This window comes from Blastochloris viridis (assembly GCF_001402875.1).
Classification (GTDB): Bacteria; Pseudomonadota; Alphaproteobacteria; order Rhizobiales; family Xanthobacteraceae; genus Blastochloris; species Blastochloris viridis.
In genome coordinates this window covers 3,019,583-3,033,651 of record NZ_CP012946.1, presented here as the reverse complement: position 1 = coordinate 3,033,651, position 14,069 = coordinate 3,019,583, and the positions used below count along the sequence as shown (strand labels likewise).

At 68.4% G+C, this 14,069-nt stretch carries 10 protein-coding genes; 7 read left to right on the top strand and 3 right to left on the bottom strand.

Annotated features, from left to right (window positions below; all coding sequences use genetic code 11):
• Window positions 1-32: 32 nt before the first annotated feature.
• The 5 genes from BVIR_RS13240 (at window position 33) to BVIR_RS13220 (ending at window position 5,498) form a co-directional block, all read left to right on the top strand.
• The gene (locus BVIR_RS13240) at window positions 33-323 is read left to right on the top strand and encodes a type II toxin-antitoxin system HicB family antitoxin (protein WP_055038895.1); all 291 of its coding nucleotides are present in this window, start codon (window positions 33-35) and stop codon (window positions 321-323) included.
• Window positions 324-385: 62 nt separating this feature from the next.
• The gene (locus tag BVIR_RS13235) at window positions 386-907 is read left to right on the top strand and encodes a lysozyme inhibitor LprI family protein (protein WP_169788612.1); all 522 of its coding nucleotides are present in this window, start codon (window positions 386-388) and stop codon (window positions 905-907) included.
• 230 nt (window positions 908-1,137) lie between these two features.
• Window positions 1,138-1,431 carry a co-chaperone GroES gene (gene groES / locus BVIR_RS13230; protein WP_055038081.1) on the top strand — a complete coding sequence of 98 codons (294 nt, stop codon included), beginning with the start codon at window positions 1,138-1,140 and terminating at the stop codon, window positions 1,429-1,431.
• A gap of 101 nt (window positions 1,432-1,532) precedes the next feature.
• Window positions 1,533-3,167, top strand: a complete 1,635-nt coding sequence (gene groL, locus BVIR_RS13225) for a chaperonin GroEL (RefSeq protein ID WP_055038080.1) — start codon at window positions 1,533-1,535, stop codon at window positions 3,165-3,167.
• Window positions 3,168-3,713: 546 nt separating this feature from the next.
• Window positions 3,714-5,498: an ABC transporter ATP-binding protein/permease gene (locus tag BVIR_RS13220; protein ID WP_055038079.1), complete on the top strand. Its 1,785-nt coding sequence runs from the start codon at window positions 3,714-3,716 to the stop codon at window positions 5,496-5,498.
• Between the two features lie 235 nt (window positions 5,499-5,733).
• On the opposite strand, the gene BVIR_RS13215 is transcribed toward BVIR_RS13220, so the two are convergent.
• Window positions 5,734-7,458 (bottom strand): histidine--tRNA ligase, encoded by a 1,725-nt coding sequence (locus BVIR_RS13215; protein ID WP_055038078.1) that lies wholly within the window; start codon window positions 7,456-7,458, stop codon window positions 5,734-5,736.
• Window positions 7,459-7,589: 131 nt separating this feature from the next.
• Between BVIR_RS13215 and BVIR_RS13210 the strand changes: the two genes are divergently transcribed.
• Window positions 7,590-7,991 (top strand): hypothetical protein, encoded by a 402-nt coding sequence (locus tag BVIR_RS13210; protein WP_055038077.1) that lies wholly within the window; start codon window positions 7,590-7,592, stop codon window positions 7,989-7,991.
• 131 nt (window positions 7,992-8,122) lie between these two features.
• Here BVIR_RS13210 and BVIR_RS13205 read toward each other — a convergent pair whose 3' ends face one another.
• On the bottom strand, window positions 8,123-9,490 hold the full coding sequence (locus BVIR_RS13205; protein WP_055038894.1) for a sigma-54-dependent transcriptional regulator: 1,368 nt from the start codon (window positions 9,488-9,490) through the stop codon (window positions 8,123-8,125).
• A 240-nt stretch (window positions 9,491-9,730) separates the two neighbouring features.
• Between BVIR_RS13205 and aptA the strand changes: the two genes are divergently transcribed.
• On the top strand, window positions 9,731-11,065 hold the full coding sequence (aptA, locus tag BVIR_RS13200; RefSeq protein ID WP_145911961.1) for an omega-aminotransferase AptA: 1,335 nt from the start codon (window positions 9,731-9,733) through the stop codon (window positions 11,063-11,065).
• Between the two features lie 211 nt (window positions 11,066-11,276).
• Here the strand turns inward: aptA and BVIR_RS13195 are convergent, their stop codons facing one another.
• Window positions 11,277-13,997 carry a bifunctional acetate--CoA ligase family protein/GNAT family N-acetyltransferase gene (locus BVIR_RS13195; RefSeq protein WP_055038893.1) on the bottom strand — a complete coding sequence of 907 codons (2,721 nt, stop codon included), beginning with the start codon at window positions 13,995-13,997 and terminating at the stop codon, window positions 11,277-11,279.
• Window positions 13,998-14,069: the final 72 nt, after the last annotated feature.

Here is a 14,069-nt window from a genome sequence, read left to right as displayed (position 1 = left end):
GCGGCTGGTTGGCTGACCTGAGCGGGCGCGTCATGTCTCATTACCTCGCCATCGTCGAAGACGCTGGAGCCGAAACCGCGGTCGGGGTGTGGTTTCCGGACCTGCCAGGTTGCTTCTCGGCCGGCGACGACGTCGAGGCCGCGCTCGCCAATGCCCGCACGGCACTTGCACTTTACGCTGAGGAATTGGCCGCGAGCGGCCGCGCCATGCCGCCGCCGCGTTCGGTGGCTCAGCTTCGCGCCGATCCCGTCGTCGCCGCCGACCTCGCCAGCAACCTGATGGCGTTGGTGTCGTTCGAGCCGACCGGGGTGGCGGCCGAGTGAGCCCGCGCCTGCGCTGGAGCCACGCCGGTCGCGTTGCCCGCCGGCGGTGGGCCGGAGCGACCGTGCTCGCGCTCGTCGTTGCCGGCGGCGGAGCGGCGGCCGAGGACGGGCCCGACGGGCAGGGCGCCGCGCCGGCGGTGCGCCAGATCGCCCCCGGATTCATCCCGCACTACAATCTCGACGATCCCGCCGGCGTGGTGCAGAAGCCGCGCTTCGAGGTGGTGCTGCCGACCCGCGAGCGGCCGCTCGGCGGCTGCGAGTCCTCGCTGTCGCCCGCGGTGTTCGGCCGCTGCCTCGCCGCCACGCTGCAGCTCTCGCGCCGGACGCTGGAGGGCACGGTGATCGCCGCCCAGGCTGCCATCGCCGCCCGCGACGATCTTTCGGCCGGGCACCGCGCCCGCTGGAGCCAGGTGCTGGCGGAGGTTCACCTCGCCTGGAAAGCGGCGCGCAACCTCGAATGCGGCCAACTGGTCGTTCTCGAGCGCGGTCCCAACGCCAGCATCTTCGAGGAGCGCACCGGCTGCCTGCTCGCCGCCGAGCGCGACCGCATCGACGATCTGAAGCGGCGCTATGGCCTCGACTGAGATCGCCGGTGCGGCGGTGGAGTTTCGGGTTCGTGACCTTGACTTGGCCGGGGGCGCTGACTATCTGCGCCTTGCAGCCCGCTGGCACTCACTCAATTAGAGTGCTAACAAGGGCTGCGCGAGGGCGCCCACCGCTTCGGCGAGGTGCCTCATCCGTTTCACCGCTGCCGACCCAAGGTCGCGTGACGTCGGTTCGGCAGCGAAGGCCCATATCATTAAGGAAGCTTTCCATGGCGAGCACATTTCGTCCGCTGCACGATCGCGTCGTCGTCAAGCGCATCGACGCCGAGCAGAAGACCGCCGGCGGCATCATCATCCCCGACACCGCCCAGGAAAAGCCCCAGCAGGGCGAAGTGGTCGCGGTCGGGCCGGGCGCGCGCGACGAGGCCGGCAAGCTGATCCCGCTCGACGTCAAGGCAGGCGACAAGGTGCTGTTCGGCAAGTGGTCGGGCACCGAGGTCAAGATCGACGGCCAGGATCTCCTGATCATGAAGGAATCCGACATTCTCGGCATCGTCGGCTGATGCCCTTGCGGCCGCAGCCCTGCGGCCGCTCCCCGTTTGAAATTTGAGCCGCCGCCCCGCCGCCGGGGCCAAGGCGCTGAACTGTCAAGGAACATTCTGAAATGGCTGCTAAGGAAGTCCGGTTTTCGGGCGATGCGCGCGAGAAGCTGCTGCGCGGTGTCGACATTCTCGCCAACGCCGTGAAGGTCACGCTCGGCCCCAAGGGCCGCAACGTCGTGATCGACAAGTCGTTCGGCGCGCCTCGGATCACCAAGGACGGCGTCACCGTCGCCAAGGAGATCGAGCTCGAGGACAAGTTCGAGAACATGGGCGCGCAGATGGTGCGCGAGGTGGCCTCCAAGACCAACGATACCGCGGGTGACGGCACCACCACCGCGACCGTGCTGGCCCAGGCCATCGTGAAGGAAGGCGCCAAGTCGGTCGCCGCCGGCATGAACCCGATGGATCTGAAGCGCGGCGTCGACATCGCCGTGGCGGCCGCCATCGACGATATCGCCAAGCGCGCCAAGAAGGTGAAGTCGTCCGAGGAAGTCGCTCAGGTCGGCACCATCTCTGCCAACGGCGACAAGCAGATCGGCGAGATGATCGCCAACGCCATGCAGAAGGTCGGCAACGAGGGCGTCATCACCGTCGAGGAGGCCAAGAGCCTCGACACCGACGTCGAGATCGTCGAGGGCATGCAGTTCGATCGCGGCTATATCTCGCCGTACTTCGTGACCAACGCCGAGAAGATGGTCGCCGAGCTCGAGGACGTCTTCATCCTGGTGTTCGAGAAGAAGCTGTCGGGCCTGCAGGCCATGCTGCCGGTGCTCGAAGCCGTGGTGCAGTCCTCGCGCCCGCTGCTGATCGTCGCCGAGGACGTCGAGGGCGAGGCGCTCGCCACCCTGGTGGTCAACAAGCTCCGCGGCGGCCTCAAGGTCGCGGCCGTCAAGGCGCCGGGCTTCGGTGACCGCCGCAAGGCCATGCTCGAGGACATCGCCATCCTCACCGGCGGTCAGGTGGTGTCCGAAGACCTCGGCATCAAGCTCGAGAACGTCAACCTTCAGATGCTCGGCCGCGCCAAGAAGGTCATCATCGAGAAGGAGAAGACCACGATCGTCGACGGCGCCGGCCAGAAGGCCGACATCGAGGCCCGCGTGGCGCAGATCAAGGCGCAGATCGAGGAGACCTCCTCGGACTACGACCGCGAGAAGCTCCAGGAGCGCCTGGCCAAGCTCGCCGGCGGCGTCGCGGTGATCCGCGTCGGCGGTGCCACCGAGATCGAGGTCAAGGAAAAGAAGGACCGCGTCGAGGACGCCCTCAACGCCACCCGCGCTGCGGTGGAAGAGGGCATCGTCCCGGGCGGCGGTGTCGCCCTGCTGCGGGCCAAGCAGGCCATCCTCGGCCTGAAGAACGCCAACCCCGACGTCCAGGCCGGCATCAATATCGTGATCCGTGCCCTTGAGGCGCCGATCCGTCAGATCGTCGAGAACTCCGGTGTCGAGGGCTCGATCGTCGTCGGCAAGCTGCTCGAGTCGACCTCGCCGACCCAGGGCTTCGACGCTCAGAACGAGGCCTATGTCGACATGCTGGAAGCCGGCATCGTCGATCCGGCCAAGGTGGTGCGGACCGCGCTGCAGGATGCCGCCTCGGTGTCGGGCCTCCTCATCACCACCGAGGCGATGGTTGCCGAACTGCCGAAGAAGGAAGCCGCCCCCGCGATGCCGGGCGGTGGCATGGGCGGCATGGACTTCTGATCTTCAGATCAGAAGACCTGAATGCCGCCCATCACCTGGGTTCCGAAGTCGGCAACAGCCGACTTCGGGTGCGGCATGGCCTTCTGATCTTCGGATCAGAAGGCCTGAATGCCGCCACATCACCTGGGTTCCGAAGTCGGCAACAGCCGACTTCGAGTGCGGCATGGACGTCTGATCCTCGGATCAGAAGACCTGAATGCCGCCCCATCACCTGGGTTCCGAAGTCGGCAACAGCTGACTTCGAGTGCGGCATGGACGTCTGTCCATTCATCATCATCGGACTGCGGAAGAGGGGGCCTTGGCCTCCTCTTTTCGTTTGGGTGATCTGATCTCTGGAGTGCGGCATCCGGCCGATCAGGCCGGAGCTGCGCCAAGGCGCTCGCGCTGAGGTGATGCGAAATCCGCTCGATCGGCGCTACGTTTCGAGCGCTGCCGCCGCTGCGCCCCATCAATGCCGGCATTGCGGTCTAGTCGCGCCGCGAATGCGACCGCTGGCTGTGCGGTCGCCCCGCTCGCCGACCTTCGTTCGCCTGAGGAGACCGCTGCGTGTCCACCGTGTCTGAAACCCTGGCCGCGACCTGGCGGCTGGCCGCCCCTTACTTTGCCGCCGATGATGCCGGCGAGATTTCCTTCGGCCGGCTCGGCCGCCTTCGCGTGCGCGAGAAATGGGCGGGCCGCGGGCTGCTGGCGGCGGTGGTCGGCATCGAGCTGGCGATCGTGGCGATCACGGTGGCGATCAACACCTGGAACGCGCGGTTCTACGACGCCCTGCAGAACCGCAACTGGGACAGTTTCGTCGCCGAGCTCGGCTTCTTCTGCATGCTGGCGGCGGCCTTCATCCTGCTGGCGGTCTACCAAGTCTACCTGAACCAGTGGCTGCAAATCCGCTGGCGGCGCTGGATGACCGAGCGCCTGCTTCGCGAGTGGCTGTCGGACGCCAACCACTACCGCATGCAGCTGCTCGGCGAATACGCCGACAATCCGGACCAGCGCATCTCCGAGGACATCCAGCTGTTCGTCGGCAAGACACTGTCGCTCGGCATCGGCCTGCTCAGCGCCGTGGTCACGCTGGTCTCGTTCGTCGGCATCCTGTGGGGGTTGTCAGCCCAGGCGCCGCTGATGATCGGCGGCACCACCTTCGACATTCCCGGCTATCTCGTGCTTGCGGCGCTGATCTACGCCGCGGTCGGCACCGTGCTGACCCATTTGATCGGCCGCGCCTTGGTCCGGCTCAATTTCGACCAGCAGCGCTATGAGGCCGATTTCCGCGTCTCGCTGGTGCGGGTGCGTGAGAACGCCGAGCAGATCGCGCTGCTCGAGGGCGAGGCCGCCGAGCGTGCCCGGCTGATGGACCGCTTCGCCAATGTGATGGGCAACTGGTGGGCGATCATGAACCGCCAGAAGCGCCTGACCTTCTTCACCGCCGGCTATTCGCAGGTGTCGACGATTTTTCCGTTCATCGTGGCGAGCCCGGCCTATTTCGCCGGCGCGTTCCAGCTCGGTGGCCTGATGCAGACCGCCTCCGCCTTCGCGCGGGTCGAGAACTCGCTGGCGTTCTTCATCTCGGCCTATACCCAGTTTGCTGAATGGCGCGCCGTGGTGGAGCGTCTTGCCGGCTTCGAGGCCACCGCCCGCGCCGCGCGGAAAGTGCCGGTGACGCCGCCGATGGTGGCGGTCGAGCGCGGCTTGGGCAGCGCGGTAACCGCGCACGGCCTCACGCTCGCGCTCCCCGGCGGCCGGCCTCTGCTCACGGTCGAGGATTTCGCGGTGGCCGCTGGCGAGCGGGTGCTGGTCACCGGGCCGTCGGGCTCGGGCAAGTCGACGCTGTTCCGCGCCGTCGGCGGCATCTGGCCGTTCGGCGACGGCGTGGTGCGGGTGCCGCAGGGCGCCAACGTGATGCTGCTGCCGCAACGGCCGTATTTGCCGGTCGACACCTTGCGCGGCGCGGTGTCGTTCCCGGCGGCGCCGGGCACCTTCACCGACGCCGACATTACCGGCACGCTGCGCGCGGTCGGCTTGCCGGCGCTGGCCGAGCGGCTGGACGAGGTGGCGCTGTGGGGCCAGCGGCTGTCGGGCGGCGAGCAGCAGCGGGTTGCCTTCGCCCGCGCGCTGCTGCACGCGCCGGAATGGCTGTTTCTGGATGAGGCCACTGCCTCGCTCGACGAGGAATCGGAGGCGGCGCTCTACCGCCTGTTGATGGAGCGGCTGCCCGGCATCACCGTGGTGTCGATCGGCCACCGCTCGACGCTGGCCGAGTTCCATAGCCGCGGCGTCCGGCTGGTGCGCGATGGCGACCTCCACCGCATCAAGGCGGTGCCGCAGGCGGCGTGAGAGATCGCGCGCCGTCCGTGGCTTCAGCCTCGACGTTCGTCATCCTTGGGCGAGGCGGGATGCGCAGCATCCAGCCGAGACCCAAGGATCCATGATCCGCGACGTGGGCGGTTGGCCGCTGCGAGAGCCGCTGCGGAGATCGGGCAACCTCGCGGATCATGGGTCCCGGATCGCGCGGCTGAAGCCGCTTGTCCGGGACGACCTGTTGAGGCTCTTGCGCACCAATGTCCGGCGTTCAGGGCGTGTGGTGCCGGACGAGGATGTCGCGGATGGCGCCGGCCAATTCGGCCTCCGCCACCTCGAACTGGGCGAGGCGCTGGGCGCGGTATTCGGCGTTGGTCTCGATCGCTTTGGCCTGCTCGGCGCCCTCGATCAGGTCTTTCACCACGGCCTTGCCGGCCTCGGCCTCGCTCTCGCCGATCATGATGGCGACCACGCAGCGCCGCTTGTCGGCGTAGCGCAGGCCGCCCTTGAACGAGCCGGTGCCGAGATACATTTCCGCGGCGAAGCCGGGCAGCGCGCGCAGCGAGGCGTCCTCGCGGAGCTGCTGGACCAGGCGCATGCAGTGCGGGGCGAGTTCTTTGGTGCGCGGCACCACCACCACCGGGCCGGGCGGCTCGGCGGCGGCCAGCTTGCCGAGCTTCTGCAAGGCTGCGGCAAGGCGAGACACGCCGATCGAGAAGCCGGTGGCCGGCACCTTCTCGCCGCGAAAGCGCGAGACGAGGCCGTCATAGCGCCCGCCGCCGCCGACCGAGCCGAACCGCACCGGCCTGCCGTCATCGCCGGCGATCTCGAAGGTCAGTTCGGCCTCGAACACCGGGCCGGTGTAGTATTCCAGCCCACGGACGACGGACGGATCGATCATAATTCGCAAAGGGCAGGCTTCTGAGGTGTCTGCGCCTTCTATGTCCGCGAAGCTGGTTTGCTGGAAACAAACCTCCATATCTGCAAGTTCGCGGATGCCGGCAGCTAGTGTGTCATTGAGGGGAAAGAGCAGCGACAGCTCTCCCAAAATATCTATCCCAAAACTATATGGATAGGTCTTATTATCTGGGTTTACCTTTTGAACCTCCAGCGCCTTGGCTCGCATTCTTTCTGCGTCGCCAACATACGCGTCGGGGTCCCATGTCGAAGGGGGGGTAGTTAGAGGATTGGGGAAATGAGTGTCTACGTCTTCATAATTGCCCGTCTGTATTTTATCATATATTTCCTTAAACTGAAGCAAGCGAACAAGAAGGTCAATTTGGTTTTTCGAAAGGTTGGCGCCTTTAGTATAGTCCCCGCTATCGTCTTTTCGACCTTCACCCAACAGCGCTCGGACGCCGGCTTCTTCAAGCCGATCATATTTGTCTAACGCCCGCAGCACCGTCAGCCGCCGCCCGGCATTCTCATTGCCCGAGAGGCCGATCGCCTCCATCACCCCGTCGAGAACCTTGCGGTTGTTGACCTTGATGACGTAGTCGCCGCGCGCGATGCCCAGCGCCTCCAGGGTGTCGGCGGCCATCATGCAGATCTCGGCGTCGGCGGCGACGGAGCCGGCCCCCACCGTGTCGGCGTCGAACTGCATGAACTGGCGGAACCGCCCCGGCCCCGGCTTTTCGTTGCGGAATACCCAGCCGGTGCGATAGCTGCGGTAGGGCTTCGGCAGCCGGTCGAAATTCTCCGCGACAAAGCGCGCCAGCGGCGCGGTCAAATCATAGCGCAGGCTCAGCCACTGCTCGTCGTCGTCCTTCAGCGAGAACACGCCCTCGTTGGGGCGGTCCTGGTCGGGCAGGAACTTGCCGAGCGCCTCGGTGTATTCGAACGCCGGGGTCTCCACCGCCTCGAAGCCGTAGCGCTCATAGACGCGCCGGATGGTCTCCAGCATGTCGCGAGTGGCGGCAATCTCGGCCGGGCCGCGGTCGGCGAAGCCGCGCGGCAGGCGGGCGTTCAAGCGATGGGGCTTGTCGGGCTTGGTCATGGTTCTCTTTCAGGTTCCCGGCGTGCTAACCCACCGGGCGCGGCCGGGCAAGGCGGCGGGCGGCGTCCAACTCCGCTCGGCGGGGCCGGCGCCACTGGACAGCGTGCATCCGCGGGGCCATCTGAAGTGGCATGATACCGAAATCCGCCTTCGTCCTCGCCGTCGGTGTTGCGGCGCTCACCGCCGTCCCGGCCCTGGCACAGGTCTATGTGCCGGCCACCGGACCCAACGCCGCCACCTCGTCGCCCGGCTCAACCCTGAGCCGCAGCCCCAAGGTTTACGTGCCGGAAATGGGGCGGACCGGGCCGGGCTTGCGCTCTCCCGACCGCATCGAGGCGCAGCCGCCGCAGAACTACCGCAACCGCAGCGCCACGGTGCCCACGCCCAGGATGCCTCACGCGGGCCGGATCGAGGTGCCGGACCGGGTGCGGCCGGGCGAGACCTCGCAGGACCGCATCATCCGCTGCGACCATTACGGCGCGCTGTACGGCGCCAGGCCCGGCTATGGCCACACCTGCGCGTTCGGCAATTGACCGGAAGCGTTGTCATTCCGGGCGAGTTTCAGCGAGACCCGGAATCGTCGTGAGACTTTGCGCCCTTCTGCTGGCCGCCCCGGATCGCGCGAAGGATGCTCACCCGCCGGGTGTCCGGGCGACAGCTGGCCTCAATGGACGGCCGCCCAGCTCTGGCGCTTGCGGTAGATGGTGGAAGGCGCGATGCCCAGCGCCGCCGCCGCCTTGGGGATGTTGCCGTCGCAGGCCTTGAGCGCCCGCTCGATGATGCGCTGCTCCTGCACCGCGAACGGCTCGACGACGTCGGCGTCCGGTTTGGGCTGGCGCACCAGCGGCGAGCCGGAGGCGACGATCGGCAGCGCCAGCATCTCGGCCTCGACCCGGACGCCGTCGTGCAGCACCACCACGCGGCGGATCACGTTCTGAAGCTGGCGGACGTTGCCGGGCCAGTCGCAGACGGCGATCAGCCGCTCCGCGTCGGGGGCGAAGCCGGCGAAGCTCTTGCCCTCTTCCGCTGCGAAGCGGGCGAGGAAGGCGCGCGCCAGCAAGATTACGTCCTCGCCGCGCGCTCGGAGCGGCGGCAGATGGATCGGCAGCACGTGCAGGCGGTAATAAAGGTCCTCGCGGAAACGGCCGATGGCGACCTCGACGGCAGGGTCGCGGTTGGTGGCGCAGACGAAGCGGACGTCGACCGAGCGGGTGCGGCCGTCGCCGACCCGCTTGAGCTCGCCGGTCTGGATGAAGCGCAGCAGCTTCGATTGCAGGCCGAGGTCCATCTCGCAGATCTCGTCCAGGAACAGCGTGCCGCCGTCGGCGAGTTCGGCCGCGCCCGGCCGGTCCTCGTGGGCGCCGGTGAAGGCGCCCCTCACGTGGCCGAAGATCTCGCTTTCCATCAGATCCTTAGGGATGGCGCCGCAATTGAGGGCGATGAACGGCCCGCCGGCGCCCGGCGAGCGGGCGTGGATCGCCTCGGCGGTGACTTCCTTGCCGGTGCCGCTCTCGCCGGTGACGAACACTGGCGCCTTCGACGGGGCGATGCGGACGATCTGGTCGAACACCTCGCGCATCGCGCTGGATGCGCCGATGAAGCCCTCGAACGAGCGCTCGGGTGCGGCCGCGCCATGCCCGGCGGGGCGGCTCGCCGGCGCCTGCGCCACGGCCAGCAGCGTGGTGAGGCGACGCACCAGGTCGGCTGGCGCGAACGGCTTGACGACGACGTCGTCGGCGCCGGCGCGCATCGCCGCCACCGCCAGCGACACCGAGCCGGAGCGGCTGGCGGCGATCACCGGGCCGGTGAAGCCGGCGGCGCGAATCGTCTCGATCGGAACCGCATCGCCATCGAGCGCCACCACCGCGCCCGCACAGCCGCCAAGACGCGGCAACGCCAGCGCCAGCGACGCGGCGCCGTCCGCCACCAAATCATGGCGGTCGCCGAACGTGGTCAGGCACAACCGCCGCACCACCGGATCGTCGTCGATAACCAATACCCGCCGGGGCTCGGACGAGCCCCTCGCTTTCATGTGCATGCCCAGGCGACCCCTCGACCAGGACGATTCGCGCGGAGTACGCTCGCATTCGCCCCCGCAAGGCAGACCATCGCCAAACAGGGTAAAGAAACCGTTGGCAGTGCCGGCATGTGGTCGGAAAAGTGTTGGTCCACCCTAAGGTAAGGCCGGTTCGGCCAGGGCTCGCCGGTTTTGACAGCCGCCGGCGAGCGCTCCAGTGTGGCGGCGAATTTTGACCAGACCACAGGATCCATGATGCCCGCCTCGTCCGCCCGTGCCGGCTCGCCCAACGACCTCGAAGCCTTCTGGATGCCGTTCACGCCCAACCGTGCGTTCAAGGCGGCGCCGCGCATGATCGTCGGCGCCGACGGGCTCGACTACATCGCCTCGGATGGCCGCCGCATCATCGACGGCACCTCCGGCCTGTGGTGTTGCAATGCCGGCCACAACCGCGCGCCGATCGTCGAGGCGATCCGCAAACAGGCCGGCGAGCTCGACTACGCCCCGCCGTTCCAGTTCGGCCACCCCAAGGCGTTCGCGGCGGCAAGCCGCATCGCCGCCCTGGCGCCGGGCGACCTTAACCACGTGTTCTTCGCCAATTCGGGCTCGGAGGCGGTCGACACCGCGCTCAAGATCGCGCTGGCCTATCAGAACATCACCGGCAACGGCACCCGCACCCGGCTGATCGGCCGCGAGCGCGGCTATCATGGCGTCGGCTTCGGCGGCATCTCGGTCGGCGGTATCGTTGGTAACCGCAAGCTTTACGGCGGCCTGCTCACCGGCGTCGACCACCTGCCGACCACCTACAACCGTGAACAGCAGGCGTTCACCAAGGGCGAGCCGGACTGGGGCGCCCACCTCGCCGACGAGCTGGAGCGCATCGTCGGCCTGCACGATGCCTCGACCATCGCCGCCGTCATCGTCGAGCCGATGGCCGGCTCGACCGGCGTCCTGCCGTCGCCGAAGGGGTATCTGCAGCGGCTGCGGGCGATCTGCGACAAATACGGCATCCTGCTGATCTTCGACGAGGTGATCACCGGCTTTGGCCGGCTCGGCACCGCGTTTGCCGCCGAGCGCTACGGCGTCCAGCCGGACATCCTGACCTTCGCCAAGGCGGTGAACTCCGGCACCGTGCCGATGGGTGGCGCCATCGTGCGCGCGCCGGTGTTCGAGGCGTTCATGCGGGGGCCGGAACTCGCGGTCGAACTGCCGCATGGCTACACTTATTCCGGCCATCCGCTGGCAGCGGCGGCGGCGCTCGCCACGCTCGATCTCTACCGCGACGAGGGCCTGTTCGAGCGCGCCCGCGCCATCGAGCCGACCTTTGCCGACGCGGTGATGAGCCTGAGGGGCCTGCCCGGCATTCTCGACATCCGCACCATCGGGCTTGCCGCCGGCATCGACCTCGAACCGCGGCCGGGCGCGGCCGGGCGGCGGGCCTACGAGGTGATGGTCGCCGCCTATGAGGCCGGCGCCATGGTGCGCGTCACCGCCGACACCATCGCACTGGCGCCGCCGTTGATCGTCGACGAGGCCGCCATCGGCCGGCTGACCGGCATCGTGGCGAACGCGATCCGGACGGTGGGGTAAGGCAAGGTCTCGTCGTCCCGGACAAGCAGCGGGATGCGCCGCATCCGCTGCGCGCCCCGGGGCCGTCCTGCAATCAGCGCATTTTCTGCTGATGATCCCGGCTCTCGCTACGCTCGGCCGGGATGACGATGTGATGAGGTGTTCGCTGTTCTGCCCACGCCCCCGGCTCGCGCGGCGTCGCCGCTCGGCCGGGATGACAACGTCGCGACCGCTACTCGGCCGCCTCGGATGACGCCTCAAGCTCGAACGTCACGATCTTGAGCGAGTTGTCCTCGGCGTCGTCGTGCACATCGAAGCCGAGCTTCTGGCACATCGCGATCATGGTGGTGTTCTCGCGCAGCACCTGCCCCTTGACGCGCTTGAAGCCCTCGCTCTTGGCGTAGTCGATGATGCGCTGCATCAGCAGCCAGCCGAGCCCGCGCCCCTTCAGCTCCGAGCGCAGCAAGATGGCGTACTCGCCGGTTTCGTGGTTCGGGTCGGCGTGCAGCCGCACCACGCCCCACAATTCGCCGGTGTCCTCATGGATCGCCGCAAACGCCACCGCCCGCGCGTAGTCGAGCTGGGTCAGCTTGGCGATGAAGGCGTGGGTGAATTCCTTGATCGGCGCGAAGAAGCGCAGGCGCAGGTCGTCCGCCGTCACCCGGCTCAGGAATTCGGGATAGAGCGTTTCGTCCTCCGGCCGCACCGGCCGCACCAGCACGCGGGTGCCATCGCGCAGCACCTCGTGGCGTTCCCACTGCTTGGGGTAGGGCCGGATGGCGAGGCGCGGATTGCCGCCGTGGCCGCGCACCTTCTCGCACGGCGCCACCGCGATCTTGGCGTCGAGCACGATGACGCCGCGCTCGTCGGCGATCAGCGGGTTGAGGTCGATCTCGCGCACCTCCGGAATGTCGGCGGCGAGCTGCGACAGCTTCACCAGCACCAAGGCCACCGCCTCGCGGTCGGCCGGCGGCTGGCCGCGCCAGCCATTGAGCAGCTTGTCGACCTTGGTCTCCGCCATCAGCTCGGAGGCGAGCTTCATGTCGAGCGGCGGCAGCGCCAACGCCTTGTCGTCGAACAGCTCGACCGCGGTGCCGCCGCGGCCGAACACCACCACCGGGCCGAACACCGGATCGTCGGTGATGCCGGCGATCAGCTCCAGGCCGAACGGCCGGCTGATCATGGGCTGCACCACCACGCCGTCGATGCGGGCGTCGGGGCGCAGCTTCGCCACGCGCGCCAGCATGCCGTACGCCGCGTCTTCGACCGCGTCGGGCGAGGTGAGGCTGAGGCGGACGCCGCCGACGTCGCTCTTGTGCGGCAGGTCTTCCGACAGCACCTTGATGACGCACGAGCCGCTGACCTGCAGCAGACGCTCCGCCACCACCCGCGCCTTGGCCGGGCTCTTGGCGACGTCGGCGGTGACGCAGGGGATGCGGTAGGCTTCCAGCACCGTGGTCACCGCCTCGGGGTCGAGCCAGCGTCGCCCGGACGCCAGCGAGCTGGCCACCGCGGCCCGCGCCGCGGCGACGTTCGGCTCGAACTCCTCGGGCAGCGAGGGCGGCGTCTCGATCGCCGCCTCCTGGGCTTGGGAGTAGCGCAGCACGTGCATGAAGCCGTCGACCGCGTCGTGCGGGGTCAAATGCAGCGGGATCTTGGCGGCCTCGAACACCTCGTGCAGGTCGCTGCCCTGGCCGAGCCAGGCGGCCAGCACCGGCTTGGGCCGGAACGACGCCTTGCGGTGGCTCTCGACTGCGGCGACCACGCCGGCGGCGGCCTGCCTTGCGTCGCCAAGGGCGGTCGGCGCGTTCATCACCAGCACCGCGTCGACGCCGTGGTCGGCGAGAAGCGTCTCGACGCTGCCGCGGTAGAGATCGCCGCCGGCACTGGCGCCAAGGTCGACCGGGTTGTCGCGCGAGGCGCGCGGCGGCAGGATGGTGCCGAGCTTTGCCACGGATTCGGGCGACAGCTGCGCCGGAATGCCGCCGCGTTCGACCAGGCGGTCGAGCGCCAGGATCGCCGGGCCGACGCCGTTGGAGGTGACGGCGAGGCGCTTGCCGTGGAACGGCTTCAGCCGAGACAGCGTTTCGGCGGCGTCGAACATCTCGCCAAGGTCGCGCACCCGCAGCAGGCCGGCTCTCCGGAACGCCGCGTCATAGACCGCGTCCGCGCCGGCCAGCGAGCCGGCGTGGGAGGAGCGCCGCACGCAGTCGTGCGACAGGCCGGGCTTGATCACCACCACGGGCTTGGAGCGCGCCGCCGCGCGCGCCGCCGACATGAACTTGGCGGCGTCCTGGATCGCCTCGACATAGAGCAGGATGGCGCGGGTCTTGTAGTCGAGCGCGAACCAGTCGAGCAGGTCGGCGAAGTCGACGTCGGCCATGTCGCCGGTGGCCACCATCGCCGAGAAGCCGATGTTGTGGCGGTTGCCCCAATCGACAATCGAGGTGATGACCGAGCCGGACTGCGACACCAGCGCAAGGTCGCCGGCCAGGGCGGGCGCGGCGGCGATCGAGGCGTCGAGCTTGGCGCGCGGCACGGTGATGCCGATCGAATCCGGCCCGATGACGCGCATGCTGAACGGCCGGGCGGTCTGCTTCACCACCTCGCGCAGCCGGTCGACGCCCTCGGGGCCGTCGTCGGCGCCGGTGGTGATGATGACGCAGGTCTTGGTGCCGCGCTCGCCGAGCTGGCGCACGATGTCCGGCACGGTCGGCGTCGGCGTCGCCACGATGGCGAGGTCGGGTTTGTCGGGCAGCGCCGCCACCGAGGGCAGGCAGGGCAGGCCCTCGACCTCGGTGTAATTGGGGTTGACCAGCCACAGCCGGCCGCTGAAGCCGGCGCGCCGGAGATTGCTCAACACCACGTTGCCGACCGAGCGCGGCTGCGGGCTGGCGCCGATCAGCACCACGGACCCCGGGGCGAACAGCTTGTCGAGACGGTAGATGCTCATGCCCTGGCCCTTCTCGGGCGCGCGACGCACGCCTTGGCTAAAAACCTGCCGCAGTGCCGGCGGTGGCCGGTT

What these genes read in the sequence shown, in the direction of transcription:
- BVIR_RS13240 (WP_055038895.1), top strand. Translation starts at nt 33, where the DNA reads ATGTCTCATTACCTCGCCATCGTCGAAGACGCTGGAGCCGAAACCGCG.
- groES (WP_055038081.1), top strand. Translation starts at nt 1,138, where the DNA reads ATGGCGAGCACATTTCGTCCGCTGCACGATCGCGTCGTCGTCAAGCGC.
- groL (WP_055038080.1), top strand. Translation starts at nt 1,533, where the DNA reads ATGGCTGCTAAGGAAGTCCGGTTTTCGGGCGATGCGCGCGAGAAGCTG.
- BVIR_RS13215 (WP_055038078.1), bottom strand. Translation starts at nt 7,458, where the DNA reads ATGACCAAGCCCGACAAGCCCCATCGCTTGAACGCCCGCCTGCCGCGC.
- BVIR_RS13210 (WP_055038077.1), top strand. Translation starts at nt 7,590, where the DNA reads ATGATACCGAAATCCGCCTTCGTCCTCGCCGTCGGTGTTGCGGCGCTC.
- BVIR_RS13205 (WP_055038894.1), bottom strand. Translation starts at nt 9,490, where the DNA reads ATGAAAGCGAGGGGCTCGTCCGAGCCCCGGCGGGTATTGGTTATCGAC.
- aptA (WP_145911961.1), top strand. Translation starts at nt 9,731, where the DNA reads ATGCCCGCCTCGTCCGCCCGTGCCGGCTCGCCCAACGACCTCGAAGCC.
- BVIR_RS13195 (WP_055038893.1), bottom strand. Translation starts at nt 13,997, where the DNA reads ATGAGCATCTACCGTCTCGACAAGCTGTTCGCCCCGGGGTCCGTGGTG.